Here is a 16482-nt window from a genome sequence, read left to right as displayed (position 1 = left end):
CAATGACCATCGCAGTATTCATCCTCGGCATGACCCTCTTCGGACTGCTCTTCGCCTTGGCCTCGGCGCTCGACAAAGCCTGATGCGGGAGACCTCGAAATGATACACGCCATCCTCTTCGTCATCATGATCATCGGCGGCACGGCCCTCCTCTCCTGGCCGCTCGGGCGCTATATGCACTGGGCTATGGATCCCGGTGCCGGCCGAGGCAAAGGGAACCGCCTGACCGCGACGTTCCAGGCGATCGGCGGGGCCGCAACGGCGCCGACGCAGGACTGGAAGCGCTACGTCGTCTCCCTCCTCGGCTTCAACGTCGTCATGTTCGTGATCTGCTTCGCGATCCTCGCGTTGCAGCCGTATCTGCCGCTCAATCCCGATGGCCGGCAGGCGCTCGAGGGCAGCCTGATCTACAACACGACCAGCTCCTTCGTCGCCAACACCAACCTGCAGCATTACTCCGGAGAAGTCGCGATGAGCTACCTGTCGCAGCTTGCCGCGCTGATGTGGCTTCAGTTCGTCTCGGCGGCCGTCGGCCTTGCCGCCCTCGCGGCGCTGGCGCGCGGGCTTGCGGGACGCACGCTCGGCAACTTCTTCGTCGACGTGCAGCGCGCTACATTCCTCGTTCTGCTTCCGCTCGCTCTCGTCGTCGCCCTCCTCCTGCTCCTAACCGGCGTGCCGATGACATTCGAGGGATCGGCGGTCGCGACCACGCTCGAAGGCGTCCAGCAGACCATTGCGCGGGGTCCTGTCGCTGCCTTCGTCGCCATCAAACAGCTCGGCACCAATGGCGGCGGCTTCTTTGGCCCGAACAGCACGCATCCCCTCGAGAATCCCTCCTTCTGGTCGAACGTCCTGCAGACCATGTCGATCATCATCATTCCCATGGGCTGCGTCTGGATGTTCGGCGGGATCATCGGGCGGATGAAGCATGCCGCCGTGCTGTTCACGGTCATGCTCGTCCTCATGGGCGCCCGCATCACCGGCGCGGTCGGCTTTGAATCCGCACCGACCCACGCCTTTGCAAATCTGCCCATCACGCAGGATGTTGGCAATCTCGAAGGCAAAGAACTGCGTTTCGGCACGGCGGCCGGCCCCGTCTGGGCGGTCGTGACGACCTCCACCAGCAACGGCTCCGTCAACGCCATGCACGACAGCCTCAATCCACTGACGGGCCTGATGCCGATGATCGGCATGTGGCTCAACGAAGACTTTGGCGGCGTCGGGGTCGGAATGATCAACATGTTCCTCTACATCGTCGTCGGTGTCTTCATCGCCGGCATGATGATCGGCCGCACGCCCGAATATCTCGGCTGGCGCGTCGAGGCGAAGGAGGTCAAGTTCGCCATGATGGGTCTTCTCAGCCACGGCTTCTTCATTCTCGTCGGCACGGCAATCTTTGCGGCGACACCTTGGGGTGCGGCGACGCTGAACAACATCGGCCCGCACGGCTTCAGCGAAATCCTCTATGAATTCTCGTCGGCCGCGGCCAACAACGGCTCCGGTTTCGAGGGTCTCGGCGACAACACCGTCGCCTGGAACATCGCGACGGGCACCGTCATGCTGCTCGCGCGCTTCATCCCGATCATCCTGCCGCTCGCCATCGTCGGTTCGCTGTCCGTCAAGCGCCGGGCCACCGAGTCCAGTGGCACTCTCTCGGTGGAGGACGGCACCTTCGCCGGAATGTTGACCGTCACGGTCGTGATCGTCGGTGCGCTGACCTTCTTTCCTGCAGCCACGCTCGGCCCCATCGCCGAACACGTCATGTTCATGAAGTGAGACCAACCATTATGGAAACTCTTCTCTCCAGCGTCCGCATCGCTCTTGCAACCATGCTGGTCTGCGTCGGCGGCTATACGGGCGTCGTCTGGGCGGTCGGTACGGCTGTCACGCCGCAGATGGCGCAGGGCTCTTTGATCACCACTGCAGACGGCAGGGTCATCGGTAGCCGACAGCTCGCACAGGCCTTCACGCAACCGCAATACTTCTGGCCTCGCCCCTCGGCTGTGGACTACAACGCGGCGGCGGCCGGCGGCTCCAACAAGTCACCGACAAGCACCGATTTGACCGACCGCGCGTCGAAAACGGCGGCCGCCTTCGGGGCAACGCCGCAGAACCCCCTTCCGGCCGAACTGGCGGCTGCCTCCGGCGCGGGTCTCGACCCGCACATCACCGAACGCGCCGCGCGCTACCAGGCCGCGCGTGTCGCCAGCGCGCGCAGCCTGCCGGTCGAGGCCGTCAACGCCCTCATCGACCGCAGCGCCTTCTCGCCGGGCGGGATTCTGACGCCGGACCGGCTCGTAAACGTGCTTGAGATCAACCTCGCGCTGGACAAGACCGCCCTGCGTTAAGCACAAGATCGGTCGGCAGTCGCGTTGACCGGCGGCCGACCAACCATGGAGCGAAGGATGGCCAACGACAACCAGGGCGGACGGGACCGGCGACCATCCCCCGAAGCGCTCCTTGCCCAGGCGGACCGGGACGATCGTGGCAAGCTGAAAATCTTTCTCGGCGCAGCCCCGGGCGTTGGCAAGACCTACGAGATGTTGATGTCCGCCCGGGCCCGGCGCGCCGACGGCACTGACGTCGTCATCGGCGTGGTGGAAACCCATGGACGGAGGGAAACCGAGGCGCTCGTCGCCGGACTGGAAACCGTCGCACGGACATCCGTCGACTACAAAGGACGCGCGCTCGACGAGATGGATATCGATGGCATCCTCAAGCGCCGGCCCGCGCTTGCGCTCGTGGACGAGCTCGCGCACACCAACGCACCCGGAAGCCGCCACCCCAAGCGCTATCTGGACGTGTTGGAACTGCTGGCAAAGGGTATCGACGTCTACACCACGCTCAACATCCAGCACGTCGAGAGCCTCAACGACATCGTCGCCCAGATCACCCGCATCCGGGTGCGCGAGACGGTTCCGGATTCGATCATCGACCGCGCCGACGACATCGAGATCATCGACATCACGCCGCAGGACCTTATCAAGCGGATGCAGGACGGCAAGGTCTACCTTCCCAAGACGGCACGGCGCGCGATCGAGAACTACTTCTCGCCCGGCAACCTGACGGCCCTGCGCGAACTCGCGCTTCGACGCACGGCGCAGCGGGTCGACGACCAGCTTCTCACGCATATGCAGGCCCATGCCATCCCGGGCCCTTGGGCCGCGGGTGAGCGCATTCTCGTCTGCCTCGATCACGGTCGCAACGGACCCACGCTGGTCCGCTACGCCCGACGACACGCCGACAGACTGCGGGCGCCCTGGACCGTCATCCATCTGGAGACCGCAAGGTCGGCCTCTCTCGCAGAGGCGGACAAGGATCGGCTGGCGGCCTGCATGCGGCTTGCCGAACAGCTTGGTGCGGAAACCGTGACGTTGCCGGCGTCGCGCGTGTCGCGCGAGCTGCTGGCCTATGCGACGGCGAACAACGTCAATCATCTCATCATCGGCAAGTCCGAACGGTCCTGGTGGCGGGAGCGGTTCGAAGGATCGGTCACGCACGATCTCATCCGCCACTCGGGCACCATCAGCGTACATGTCATGTCGGACGGCGGCGAAGAGGTCGCGCCGCGCGGTGTCCGGACGGCCGCACCGGCCACGCGCATCAGGATGAAGGACTATCTCTCCAGTCTCGCTTTCGTTTCGATGGCCGTGCTGATCGGCATTCTTCTCGACCAGACGCTCAATGTGCAGAACCTTGCGCTGGTGTTCCTGATGGGCGTTCTCGCCTCCGCCGTCAAAGGGGGGCTCGGGCCCGGCCTGTTTGCCTCCTTTCTCGGCGCCACCGCCTTCAACTTCTTCTTCTTGGAGCCGCGCTATACGCTCACCATCCGCGACCCGGAAAGCGTGGTCGCTCTTCTCTTCTTCCTCGGGACCGCCCTCATCGCCAGCAACCTTGCCGCCGCGGTCCAGAGACAGGCTATGGCCGCGCGACAGCGGGCGCGGACGACGGAAGACCTCTATCTCTTTTCTCGCAAGCTTGCGGGAACGGGCACGCTTGACGACGTTCTCTGGGCAACAGCCTACCAGATGGCCTCGATGCTGAAGGTCCGGGTCGTCCTCCTTCTGCCGGAGGACGGGACGATCGCGGTCAAGGCCGGCTATCCGCCGGACGATACGCTTGTCGATGCGGACATCGCGGCAGCGCGCTGGGCGTGGGAGCACGATCGGCCCGCAGGACGTGCGGCCGATACGCTTCCCGGCGCCAAGCGCCTCTACCTGCCGCTGCGCACCGGCCGCGGCGCGATCGGCGTGGTCGGGCTCGACAACGACAGACAGGGGCCCCTGCTGAACTCCGACCAGCAGCGCCTGTTCGATGCGCTCGCCGACCAGGCTGCCCTCGCCATCGAGCGGATCCAGCTCGTCGCAGACGTCGACAAGGCCAGGCTCGCCGCGGAAACCGACCGGCTGAGGACGGCGCTCCTCACTTCGATCTCGCATGACCTCAAGACCCCGCTGGCCGCCATCATGGGATCTGCCGGCACCATCAAGGATTTCGGCGGCGGCTTGTCCGAAGACGCAAAGTCCGAGCTGCTGACGACGATCATCGAGGAATCAGAGCGTCTCAACCGTTTCATCGCCAACCTCCTCGATATGACCCGCATCGGATCGGGCGCCATGATGCCGAACGCCTCGCCGCACTTCGTCGGCGATATCGTCGGGTCCGCTCTCGCGCGCGCGGCCAAGATCACGGTGGACCATCGCGTGGAAACGTTAATTCCCAATGATCTGCCCATGGTGAAGGTCGATCCGGTCCTCCTCGAGCAATCGCTCTTCAACCTGATCGACAATGCCGCCAAATACGCTCCGGCGCACACGACGATCCGCATCGAGGCCAGCGCTGCCGAGGGCACGGTTCGCCTCTGCGTGATCGACGAAGGACCGGGCCTGCCGCCCGGAGACGTGGAGCGCGTTTTCGACAGTTTCTATCGTGTCCGCAAGATCGACCATGTCAAAGCCGGGACCGGCCTCGGGCTGTCGATCTGCCGGGGTTTCGTCGAAGCGATGGGCGGAAGCATCGTCGCGGGAAATCGACCGGACACCCCTGGTGCCGTCTTCGAGATCCGACTACCCATAGCGACGATGGCAGGAGGACCGACATCATGACCCATGCCGCCGTCAAGATCCTCGTCGTGGACGACGAACCGCCGATCCGAAGGCTGCTGGACGTCGGCCTGTCATCGCAGGGATTCGTCGTCAAAGGCGCGCAGAACGCCCGTTCGGCAATCGAGATGGTGCAGTCGGATGTTCCCGACCTCGTGCTCTTGGATCTCGGCCTGCCCGACATCAGCGGACATGACCTCCTCAGCCGATGGCGGGCGGAGAACGTTTCTTTTCCGATCGTCATCCTGTCGAGCCGCACGGACGAGGCAGGCATCGTTCAGGCATTGGAGATCGGCGCGGACGACTATGTCACCAAGCCGTTCGGCATGAACGAACTCGTCGCGCGCATTCGCGTGGCTCTGCGCCATCGGCTGCAAACAAACGGCGAGAAGCCGATCTTCCAGGCGGGTGATCTGTCCGTCGATCTCGTCAAGCGGATCGTCAGGGTGCGGGGAATGGACGTCAGACTGACACCCAAGGAGTATGATATCCTCAGGCTTCTGGTCCAGCATTCGGGACGCGTCCTCACCCATCGCCTGATCCTCGAAAAGGTCTGGGGGGAGATCAGCGACGTCCAGTATCTCAGGGTCTATATTCGGCAGCTGCGCCAGAAGATCGAAGAAAACCCCGATCATCCCCGCTACATCCTCACGGAAACGGGCGTCGGTTACCGGCTCGTCGAGTGACCCTCGGTCCCTTCCTCCGGCACACGCCGCAACCCCGGATGTCTCGGATCTGGGGACGCTGCACCGGGCCATCTCAGGGCCAATGCAGGTCGCCCGAACGTGTGCAGCGGTTTCGGGAAAACAGGACCTTAAAGCGCGTTGCGTGAATTCTTTCTCACGCACAGCGCTTTAGCCTGCGCGAGACGGCGGCGCCACCTTGCCCTGCTCGATCAGCCAGGTAACAGCCTCCTCGACCGCCTGCAGGGAGGTATAGCGTGGCGCAAACCCGAGCAGCCGTTTTGCTTTTTCCATGGAGCAGTTGGGACTGCGGGCGATATGTTCCCAGGTGGCTTTGGCGTCTTCCGCCGGCCGGTCCGCCGCCCACTGATCGTATGGCAGGAACGTGAGATCAGGATCGCGTCCGAACCAGCGCGACATGCGCTCGGCATAGCCGCGCAACGTCAGGGCTTTTTCCGACACCGCGTGGAAGCTTTCCCCGATCGCGCTCGCACGGGACGAGAGAGCGGCGAGAAAGAGCCGCGCGACGTCCTCCGCATGCACGTGATGCACGGTCTCAAGGCCGAAGTTCGCCAAGGGGAGCTGCTCGCCGCGAGCAAGGATCGAAAACACCTCTGGATTGAAATTGCCCTGGGGGTTGAGCGGGTTCCACCCGGGACCGACGATATGTCCCGGGTGAAGGACGGTCGCGGGAAAGCCCTCGCAGTGCGCTGCCCTTAAAAGGTAGGTTTCGATGTCCGCTTTCTGGATCCCGTAGTCGCCGAACGGTTGCTTTGGTGCGTCTTCAGGGGTGGGAACGGTGACCGGCGTACCATGCGTCCAGATCGTGCCCGTGTGGAGGAAGTGGCCGACATGCCCCTTCAGCGCATCGACCAGCATCGCCGCGCTGGGTTTCGTAAAGCAGATCATGTCGATGACGATGTCCGGCTTCAGCGACCGGATGTCTTGACCGAAGGTGCCCGCACGTTCCCGCGCGTCCCGATCCATCGTCAGCCGTTCCGCGTGTCTCCAGGCGGCATGCGGCCTGTAGGGGTCGGACATGCCGCGGCTGATCGCGACGACCTCGTGTCCCGCCTCGACAAGGGCGGGAACGAGATAGGTTCCAACATGCCCTGTTGCTCCGATGACGATCACACGGGACATGAGATGACCTGACTTGCTGGTTGAAGGGCTCGCCATCGGAAACGCACGTGCCCTTCCCAGGTTCCGGCCCGACATCCGGGCGGATCGCGCCGCCCTCTTTCGAGGCGAACGCCGGCACTAGAGGCCGGCGATCTTCCGCAGATCATCCACGGCGCCGGGCGCTGCCGCAAGAACGGGCGATCCGCGCGTCAACTGCGCGCCTTCGACTGGAAAGGGATGATGCCAGCCACCCGCTTCGCGCACGAGGCAATAACCCGCAAGGCAATCCCAGGCATGCATATAGGGCTCGTAGTATCCGACAAGCCGGCCCGCCGCGACATAGGCGAGCATAAGCGCACCGGACCCATTGCGGATGAAGTTGCCACCGGCCTCCAGCAGCGATTCCACCATTTTGCCAACGAACGCCGGGGTGACGTAATTGTTGGCGCCGATCCCGGTGACAGCATTGCGGATGGTGCGCGACGGATCGAGAACCAGGGCGCGCCCGTTCAGTGTCGCCCCCTTGCCATCTGCGCCAGCATAGAGCTCGTCGAAACAGGGCGCGTAGATCACGCCGATCACCGGCTTGCTGTCACGCAGAACCGCGATCGAAACGCACCAGCTCGGCATGCCGTTGACGAAGGGGCTGGTGCCGTCGATCGGATCGACCACCCAGGTGTAGCCGGATGTGCCTGCAGCAAGGCCGTATTCCTCGCCGAGAAAGCCGTCATCGGCATGGGCCTCCGCCACGGCCGCGCGTATCAGGTTCTCCACCTCGCGATCGGCGATCGAGACCACGTCCTGGGCATCACGCTTGGTTTCGATGACCAGCGTCTCGCGCCGGTTGAAGTAGTCGAGAGCGACGGCGCCGGCGGTGCGGGCGATCGTTTGCGCAAGCGCGAAGCGGGCGTCGAGATCATGCGTCATGGGTAGTCCTTCACTGCGAGACGGCTCAATCGTTGATAATGGCAATGCCGCGACCTTTGAAGCCGACAGCGACGTCGGTTGCCGGCGGCAGCGTGCGTTCCACGGCGGGATCGACGACGAACAGTTTGCCCGTGTCAGTTTCCACCTCGTATTCCACATGGTCGCCGAGATAGGCGGCGTGGGTAATCCGCCCAGGAAGTGCGGCCGTCGAAGCCGGTTCCAGGGTAATCGAGTTCGGCCGCACGGCGAGCTTGGCCGGGCCCGGCCGGGCATTGCGGCTGGGCACGCGATGTTCGAGTGCCCCGATGCGGATCGTCGCGTCCGCGCCCTCGACGCGAATGACATCGCAGGCCACCACGTTCGCCTCGCCCATGAAATCGGCGATGAAGGCGGACGCCGGGGCTTCGTAGAGATCGCGCGGCGAACCCTCCTGCGCGATCACGCCGTCCTTCATGATGATGATGCGGTCGGACACGGCCAGCGCCTCGTCCTGGTCATGGGTGACATAGACGGCGGTGAAGCCGAGGCGCTGCTGCAGCTCGCGGATTTCGGTGCGAACCTGGCGGCGAAGCCGGGCGTCGAGGTTGGACAACGGCTCGTCGAGCAGCAGCACCTGCGGTTCCAGCACGAGGGCGCGGGCAACGGCCACGCGCTGCTGCTGCCCACCCGAAAGCTCGGCGGGAAGACGCGCCCCCATGCCGGCGAGACCCACGAGCTTCAAGCCTTCCTCTGCCCGTTCGCGCGCCTCCTTGCGCTTCATGCCCGACGATTCCAGGCCATAGGCGACATTGTCAAGCGAACTCATATGGGGAAACAGCGCGTAGGACTGGAACACCATCGAGACGTCGCGCTCATTGGCCGGCAGCATGGTGACGTCCTTGCCGCCGATGAGAATCTGCCCCGAGGTGGGATGTTCGAGCCCGGCGAGCATGCGCAGCGTCGTGGTCTTGCCGCAACCCGAAGGTCCGAGCAGGGTCACGAGCTGGCCCGGTTCGATGGTGATCGACAGGTCGTGGATGGCGGTGAAGGCACCGAATTGCTTTTTCACGTGCTGAAAGACGACGGAACCGGCGCGGGGATGAATCATGCTGTTTTCTCCTGACCGAGAAGAGAGGAAGGTGCGGAGCGAAGGCCTGCGACGCGATTTTCGCGCCGCAGCCGCCGTTCGCCGACGAGAAGCTGGAAGCCGGCGATGACGACGATCATCACGACGATCAGCATGGAGGAATATGCGATCGCCACGCCGTACTCGCCGTTTTCGACGAGACCGACGATATAGGAGGTCGCCATGTTGTATTCGGCGCTGACGAGGAAGATGACGGCGCTGATCGAGGTGATGGCCCGCACGAAGGAATAGACCAGCGCGGCCGTGATGGCGGGACGCAGGAGCGGCAGGATGACCTTGCGCACCGTGCGGAAGCTGGTCGCGCGCAGCGTCAGCGACGCTTCGTCCAGGCTTTTGTCGAGCTGGCTCATCGCTGCCACACCGCCCCGCACGCCGACCGGCATGTTGCGGAAGACGAAGCAGGCGATGAGGATCAGGGCCGTGCCGGTCATTTCCAGCGGCGGCAGGTTGAACGCCATGATGTAGCTGATGCCGATGACGGTACCGGGAATGGCAAAGCTCATCATCAGCGCGAACTCGAACACGTTGCGACCGACGAACTTCTGGCGGACGATGATGTAGGCCGTGAGCAAACCGACGGCGGCCGTCAGCGGTGCCGAGATCAGCGCGATCTCCATGGTCGTCCAGAAGGAATTCCAGGCGACGCCCGTCCAGGCGATGACACCATCGCGCATCTCGATCGAGAAGGCCTTGATGTAGTGATCGAGCGTCAGCGAATTGTCGAGACCCCAGGTTTTGACGAAGCCGCCGAACAGGATCATGCCGTAGATGACGATCGTGAACAGCATCCAGGGGACGACAAGCGCATGGACGCCGATCGCGATGGATCGGGGCAGAGCGATGTGGGCGCCACTATCGCCCTTGCCCGTGACGGTGGCGAAATTCTTGCCCGAGAGCCAGTAACGCTGCGTGAGAAACGCGGTGAGCGTGAAGCACAGCAGGATGATCGCAAGCACGGCGGCGCGCGAGGGGTCGTTCTGGGAACCGACGACGGCGAAGAAGATCTCCGTCGAAAGCACGCCGTGGCTTCCACCGAGCACCAGCGGATTGCCGAAATCGGCCATGCTTTCGATGAACCCGATCAGAAACGCATTGGCGATGCCTGGCTTCATCAGCGGCAGGGAAACCCGCCAGAATGTGCGCCACCGATCGGCGCGCAGCGTCTGCGACGCCTCTTCCATGGAGGGACTGACGCCCTCGACCACACCGATGAGGACCAGGAACGAGATGGGCGTGAACGACAGGACCTGGGCGATCCAGATGCCCGTCATTCCGTAGAGCCAGCGGCCGGGCTCGATACCGAACAGGTTCGACAAGGCTTCGGTCACGACGCCGGCACGTCCGAACAGCAGAGTCAGCGCCAGACCGATGACGAAGGGCGGCGTGATGATGGGAAGGACGGTGAGGAGGCGCAGACCCTTTTTGAAGGGGAAGCGCGTGCGCGTGGCGACCAGCGCGAAGGCAAGCCCCATGATCGTGGATCCGCCCGCCGTCATGATCGCGAGAAACAGCGTCCGCCAGGCGACGCCGCAACGCTCGCCCCCGAGAACGCAGCCGAGGCTCCAGATGGCGGGATCCTGGATATTGCGGGTGAACCCGTCTGGATTGAGCGAGCCATCGAAATCCTGGAAGGCGCCGACCAGCATGCTGCCGACCGGATAGAACACGAAGATGGCGACGAGGAAGACGAGAAGCGCGATGGACGCGACGACGAAGGCATCGCCCTTCATCGCGCCACGCTCGGCAAGGCCGAAGGAAAAAAGCAGCACGAAGACGAGCGCGGAGAGCATAGCGCCGGCCCCCATGGAGGGTTGCCCATCCGCCATTGCACCGAAAAGCGTCTCGCTGACCGTCCAGGACCAGCCGGAATAGCCGATGGCCAATCCTTGCAGCGTCAGGAACGCGGTGCCGATCGCGCCGGATGCGACAAGGAGAGCTCCGCGTCGTTTTGGATCCTGCGTGAAGCGGGCGATGCCGGCAATCGCCAGCATGAGCGCCGCCACGGCCAGCCACCAGCGGCCATGAAGAAGGATCTGCAGAAGACCGGGTGAAACCGAGGCTTCTGCGGGAAAGCCCGACAGCCAGCCGAAGGCCAGAAAACCGCCCTCGATCCTGTACCAGGGGACGAGCAGGAAGGCCAGAATGCCAAGCCCGAGCGTGATATCAAGTCTGCGGTTTCGAGTGTCCGTGTCGGTCTTCATGCCGATCCCCTCTCCGAGCCATGCCCTGTTTCCTTTGCCTGCGCCGGCCGACAGCTGCGTCGGCCGGCGCGGGGTGCGCGCCTTAGTTGGCGTTGGCGCTGATCTCGCGGTCCCAGCGCTCGAGCAGTTCCTTGCGCTTGGCCGGATCGCCATAGGTCTTGAAGTCGTAGTCGATCAGCTTGATGTCTTCGAAGCGCGGCGCTTCCTCGGGAATTTCGGCCGACTTGTTGGAGGGCAGCTGGAAAGACTTGGCGTCCTTCATGCGCGACTGGACGGCCGGCGTAAGTGCCCAGTCGTACCAGATCTTGGCGTTGTCGAGGTTCTTTGCACCCTTGACGATCGACATGGAGCCGATCTCGTAGCCCGTGCCCTCACAGGGCGCGACGGCCTTGACCGGGAAGCCTTCCGCCGTCTGCGCGACGGCATCGTGCATGAAGACGATGCCGATGGCCGTTTCGCCGCGGGCTGCGGCCTTCACCGGCGCCGAACCCGACTTGGTGTATTGCGAGATGTTGGCGTTGAGCTTCTTCAGATAGTCGAAGGCCTGATCTTCACCCATGATCTGGGCCAGCGACGCCAGGGCCGTATAGGCCGTGCCGGACGAGTTGGGATTGGCGATCTGGATCTCGCCCTTGAACGCGGGGTTGAGAAGATCAGCCCAGCACTTCGGCTCGGTAAAGCCCTTGGTCTTGAAGATCTCGGTGTTGTAGCCCCAGCCGAGCGCGCCGGCATAGACCCCGACCGTCTTGAAACCGGACCCCTCGGCCTGCTTCTGCGCCCAATCCTGCAACTGGTCGAGCAGCGGCGATTTGTACTCTTGCGTCAGCCCGTCGGATGCCGCCTGCATATGGGGATCACCCGTGCCGGCCCACCAGATATCTGTCTTGGGGTTGCGGGCTTCCGCCCGGATCTTCGCATAGGTTTCGCCGGATGACAGGCGCACCATGTTGACCTTGATGTCGTGATCCTTCTCGAAGTCGCCCTTCATCTGCTCGCAGATCACGACGTCGGCCGAGCAGATCAGATTGAGCGTGCCGGCCGCATGCGCTGACGGGGCCGTCAGTGCCGTCGCGGCCGTCATCAGCATGCAGGCTGTATAGGTTTTCATGGTCTTTCCTCCTGGTTGAACTTTGTAAGCGGGTTGCACGAGCCTCCGGACGGCATGGCGATGCCGTTCCCCTGTCATGCGCAGCGGGTGACGTGTCTTTTCGGCAATGGTTTGCGTTCAGGGTATTCCGCGGATCTCGCTATCGAAGCGTTTGAGAAGCCGACTACGTTCTGTGGGCGAGCCGAAGGTCGCAAAGTCGTAGTCGACCATCCGGATCATCGAAATATCGGGCGCGCCCGGCGGCAAGGATGCACCGGCATTGGACGGAACTTGGTTCTGACCGGCGGCCGCCCCCGTCGCCTGCCCTTCGGCGCTGAGGGCGAAACCGACGAAAGCCCGGGCAGCCTCCAGGTTCTTTGCACCTTTCACGATGCTGACGGCCCCGATTTCGTAACCCGTGCCTTCGCACGGCGCGACGATTTCAAGCGGATACCCCGCCTGACGCAGCGTCACGGCATCGTGGATGAAGGAGATGCCGATCAGCGTCTCGCCATGAGCAGCATCCTTCACGGGTGCGGAGCCGGACTGCGGAAAAGCACGGATGTTGGTGCGGAGCCGACCCAGATACTTGAACGCCTCGTCTTCTCCGAAGAGCTGAACCAGCGTGGCCAAGGCCGTATAGGCCGTACCCGACGTGGTGGGATCGGCAAGCTCGATCGCCCCGACATAGGTGCCGTCGAGCAGATCCTTCCAGCAGGCGGGAGCCTGCAGACCCTTCTGTTTCAGCAGATCGGCATTGTAGGCAAAGCCGAGCGCTCCGGCATAGATGCCGGCGGAATGGCCGCCCGAAAGATCGAAGAAATTGTCCGCCCAAGGCAGCATCGTCAGCGTCGATGGCGGCTGGTAAGGCTGCAACAGGCCTTCGGCCGCTGCCTGCAGATGCGTGTCTCCCGTACCGCCCCACCAGACATCCGTCTGGGGATCAGCCCGCTCCTGACGCACCCTGTCGAGGATTTCGCCGGTGCTCTTGCGCGTCACGGTCGCGTCAATCTTCAAATGCGTCAGGACGGCCTGCTTCATCGCGGCGCACCAGGCTTCGTCAACGCCGCACAGGACGTTGAGCCGCGCCAACGGCTCTGACCGTGCCGTCGCGCCGAACGACACGAATGCCGCCGCCATCAGACAGATGAACGTCCTCACCAAGATCCTCCACTTCCCGGAACGATGCCGCTCCGACCTCCGCCGTCAGAATGGCAGATACGGCGAAGGCTTCAAGAAAGGAGTGGTTACCGTTGTTACAGCCAGACTTTCGAAGGATTGCGAGCCTTACAGATATTACATTTGTGACAGTTCCCGTCATCGGCGAGGATTTGAACAATTCCTCCGGAAGCCTATGATGCAGCAGGAGGAATTTCGGCATGCAGGTGAAGATTCTGATCGTCGAGGACGATCCGGATATGGCGGAGATGTTGTTTGATCTCGTCGAGGCGGAGGGCTGGACGCCTTTTGTTGCCGGATCGGCGGAAGAGGCGACGGTGTTTCTGTCCCATGAGGCGGTGCATCTCGTGCTGCTGGACCACAATCTGCCTGGTGCGTCTGGACGCACGTTTGCCCAGCGCGTCCGGAGCAGCCTGGATGTCGGCATCATCATGGTGACGGCGGCCGGCAGTTCGGCCGAGCGGGTTCTGGGTCTCGAAACGGCAGCCGACGACTATATCGTCAAGCCGTTCGAGCCCATCGAACTCGCTGCCCGGATCAAGGCGGTGTTGCGTCGCTCGATCCTGATGCCGAAACCCGAGCGTGTCCCCGAGGCGGGCGCGCAGCCGGGTTCCGATCGCGCGTTCCCGACGTCGGCGCTGCATCTTGGGAACTGGACGATCGATCTCGATCGCAGACTGGCCATCTGCGAGGGCCAACCGGGAAAGACGCTGACGGGCGCGGAGTTCGCGCTTCTCGAATTGCTGGCCGAAACGCCCAATCTGGCGGTAACCCGCGCGCAGATCCTCGAGCGGCTCGGAAGCGGCACGGAGCGCTACGTCGATCGTAACGTGGATGTGCTTGTTCTGAGGCTGCGCCGCAAGATCGAGCAGAACCCGGAATTGCCGCGCTTCATCAAGACGCGCCGTGGCCGAGGCTATGTGCTGGAGACGGCCCGCCGCGAGACGGAGCAATGACCCATCGGGCCTTCTTCTCCTCGATCGCCTTCCGTCTTCCCGCGGCCATCCTCATCATCGGCGCCCTGGTTCTCGGCATTTCCACCATCGCCATTTTCGGGCTTCTGAAGGCCCGCAACGAAATGGCAACCTACGGCACTCAGGCCTTCGTCAGCCTCGGCAAGTCCGCCGCGGTTTCCAAGCAAGTGTCCGATCTCGTGTCCAGCGCGCCCTTCCTGATGAATGCGACGTCGCCCTATCGCATTTCCAGCGAAAGTCGCGCCGTCCTAACGCAGGTCGAAGCATTGATGCGCATGATGCAGCCGCGGCGCGAGCGCGCAAGCGCACCCGCCGACACGGGAGCGGTTCTTGCTCTGCTCGGAAGCATCCGACAACAGACGATCTCCATGCTCGACAATGCCGAGGCTGCACAGGCGCACAAGTCGGATGCCGCGATGGCGCTGAGCCAGATCGCGACACGGGACATGTCCACCGTTCGCAACCTGCCACCGACGCTCAATGCCCTCGCCCAATCCGCTTCGACTTCGGACAGCCTGTTCCAGCTCGGGGAGCTTCAACGACGCTACGTCCGGGATCTGTCCATTGCCGAGGCGGCGCCCGTGCGCATGGACCAGGCAGCGCTCGATGCGCACCGTCGCATCTTTGCGGCGCAGACGCGTTACCTCAGAGAAATGTTTTCCATTCGCGCTGCGATCACGCGCCTGCATGCCGTCTCGCGCGAGCTTTCGCTCGCCGTCGAGGCGCAGAACGATGGCGTCGTGCAAAAGCTCGGCAACGATGTCCAGGCGATCTCGCACATGCTGCAAAGGCTGTTGAGCATCGTCGTCGTGACCGCCCTTCTGATGCTGGTCGTTGCCGCCCTCGCCATTCGCTCGGTCATGCGGGTCTCCCGCGGGATCATCGATCTTTCCGCCGGCATGAACGCGCTCGCCGGAGGACAGAAAACCATCGACGTGCCGCGCTATCGCGGCGACGAAACGGAACTGATCCGGCTGGGGCAGGCGTTCAGCGCCTTTCGGGAGAGCGTCGATCGCGTCAGCCAGATGCGGCGCAAGGCGGACACGGCGGCCAAGACGATCCGCGCGATCTTCCGCAGCATGAACGAGGGCATCGCCCTCTTCGATTCCGCCGGCAAGCCGCTGGCGATGAACCGACGGGTGATCGAGCTTCTCGGCGGCGGCGGCGCCTCGCGAAAACTCCCCTTGCGACGCTTCATGGAGGGGGTCGCAGACGTCGACGTCCGGGGCCTGGAGGAGGCGCTGGCGAAAGAGGATCGGCCGGGAACGCCGTTCGTCTCGCGCCAGCGCCGCCCCGATGGGCAGGTGGTGGAACTGTCCCTCTCGCGCCAGCGGGACGGCGGTTTTGTGCTCCTCGCGCGCGACGTTACCGAAGCCGACCGGCAGGAAGCCGAGGCGGCAAAGGCGCTTCGGCTCGGCGGCATCACGCGCATGACCCACCAGCTCGCCCACGAGGTCGGAAACATGATCGGCATCGTGACCGGCAGCCTCGGCCTGTTGGAGCGCGAGGACGGCCTGACCGACCGCCAGAAGCGGCATCTCAACCGTATCCGAAAGGCAGCGGACCGTGGCCGCGCACTATCCTCGAGCATGTTGTCGGTGGCGAGCCAGCAGCAGATCTTTCCCGTCTCGATCGATCTGCGGGCCGTCCTCACCGGCATGATCGACGTGCTCGAGATTGCCGTCGGCGAGAAATGCCGGATCAGCCTGTCAACCCAAGGCGACCTGCCCCCGGTCTTTCTCGATCCCGCCCTCTTCGAGCAATCCATCCTCAACCTCTGCCTCAATGCCGCAGCCGCCATGCCGAACGGCGGCGATATCACGATCTCCGCAGTGCGGGACGGGCCATCCGTCATCGTATCCGTCGCGGACGCAGGCATCGGCATGACGCCGGAAGCCATCGACAAGGCCTTCGAGCCCTATTTCACGACCCGCCTCAAGGACGGAGGCGCCGGCCTCGGCCTGGCAACCGTCTATGGCTTCATCCGCCAGTCGGGCGGCGATGCGAGCATTCACTCCCGTCTGGGCCACGGCACCGTGGTGACGCTGGCATTTCCGGATCCCACCGCCGACACGGCATGA

At 63.8% G+C, this 16482-nt stretch carries 12 protein-coding genes; 6 read left to right on the top strand and 6 right to left on the bottom strand.

Going from position 1 to position 16482, the window contains the following annotated elements; translation table 11 throughout:
• The first annotated feature begins 99 nt into the window (after window positions 1-99).
• Genes kdpA through ASG25_RS08785 form a run of 4 tightly spaced genes read left to right on the top strand, consistent with a single transcriptional unit; the run spans window position 100 to window position 5788 of the window.
• Window positions 100-1776: a potassium-transporting ATPase subunit KdpA gene (kdpA, locus tag ASG25_RS08800; RefSeq protein ID WP_200942767.1), complete on the top strand. Its 1677-nt coding sequence runs from the start codon at window positions 100-102 to the stop codon at window positions 1774-1776.
• Between the two features lie 11 nt (window positions 1777-1787).
• Window positions 1788-2348 (top strand): potassium-transporting ATPase subunit C, encoded by a 561-nt coding sequence (locus ASG25_RS08795; protein WP_062472654.1) that lies wholly within the window; start codon window positions 1788-1790, stop codon window positions 2346-2348.
• A gap of 57 nt (window positions 2349-2405) precedes the next feature.
• Complete coding sequence (locus ASG25_RS08790; protein WP_062472652.1) at window positions 2406-5105, top strand: sensor histidine kinase KdpD; 2700 nt, start codon at window positions 2406-2408, stop codon at window positions 5103-5105.
• Window positions 5102-5788, top strand: a complete 687-nt coding sequence (locus ASG25_RS08785; RefSeq protein WP_062472649.1) for a response regulator transcription factor — start codon at window positions 5102-5104, stop codon at window positions 5786-5788. The genes ASG25_RS08790 and ASG25_RS08785 overlap by 4 nt, the downstream gene beginning before the upstream one ends.
• A 168-nt stretch (window positions 5789-5956) precedes the next feature.
• Here the strand turns inward: ASG25_RS08785 and ASG25_RS08780 are convergent, their stop codons facing one another.
• The 6 genes from ASG25_RS08780 to ASG25_RS08755 all read right to left on the bottom strand — a co-directional run bounded on the left by ASG25_RS08780 (window position 5957) and on the right by ASG25_RS08755 (window position 13388).
• On the bottom strand, window positions 5957-6928 hold the full coding sequence (locus ASG25_RS08780; protein WP_062472647.1) for an NAD(P)-dependent oxidoreductase: 972 nt from the start codon (window positions 6926-6928) through the stop codon (window positions 5957-5959).
• A gap of 117 nt (window positions 6929-7045) precedes the next feature.
• Window positions 7046-7834, bottom strand: coding sequence for an inositol monophosphatase family protein (locus tag ASG25_RS08775; RefSeq protein ID WP_062472645.1), 789 nt, complete (start codon window positions 7832-7834; stop codon window positions 7046-7048).
• A 25-nt stretch (window positions 7835-7859) separates the two neighbouring features.
• Window positions 7860-8921 carry an ABC transporter ATP-binding protein gene (locus tag ASG25_RS08770; RefSeq protein ID WP_062472643.1) on the bottom strand — a complete coding sequence of 354 codons (1062 nt, stop codon included), beginning with the start codon at window positions 8919-8921 and terminating at the stop codon, window positions 7860-7862.
• Window positions 8918-11161 carry an iron ABC transporter permease gene (locus ASG25_RS08765; protein ID WP_062472641.1) on the bottom strand — a complete coding sequence of 748 codons (2244 nt, stop codon included), beginning with the start codon at window positions 11159-11161 and terminating at the stop codon, window positions 8918-8920. Before ASG25_RS08765 ends, ASG25_RS08770 begins: the two co-directional genes overlap by 4 nt.
• A gap of 82 nt (window positions 11162-11243) precedes the next feature.
• Entirely contained in the window at window positions 11244-12269 is a 1026-nt protein-coding gene (locus tag ASG25_RS08760) for an ABC transporter substrate-binding protein (RefSeq protein ID WP_062472639.1), read from the bottom strand.
• 117 nt (window positions 12270-12386) lie between these two features.
• The gene (locus ASG25_RS08755) at window positions 12387-13388 is read right to left on the bottom strand and encodes an ABC transporter substrate-binding protein (RefSeq protein ID WP_062472637.1); all 1002 of its coding nucleotides are present in this window, start codon (window positions 13386-13388) and stop codon (window positions 12387-12389) included.
• Between the two features lie 239 nt (window positions 13389-13627).
• On the opposite strand from ASG25_RS08755, the gene ASG25_RS08750 reads away from it, so the two are divergent.
• Window positions 13628-14383, top strand: coding sequence for a response regulator transcription factor (locus tag ASG25_RS08750; protein ID WP_062472633.1), 756 nt, complete (start codon window positions 13628-13630; stop codon window positions 14381-14383).
• Window positions 14380-16482, top strand: coding sequence for an ATP-binding protein (locus ASG25_RS08745; protein ID WP_062472630.1), 2103 nt, complete (start codon window positions 14380-14382; stop codon window positions 16480-16482). The genes ASG25_RS08750 and ASG25_RS08745 overlap by 4 nt, the downstream gene beginning before the upstream one ends.

Source organism: Rhizobium sp. Leaf384 (genome assembly GCF_001424065.1).
Lineage (GTDB): Bacteria > Pseudomonadota > Alphaproteobacteria > Rhizobiales > Rhizobiaceae > Ferranicluibacter.
The sequence above is the reverse complement of the archived record's forward strand: the minus strand, read 5'-3'. Positions and strand labels throughout refer to the sequence as shown.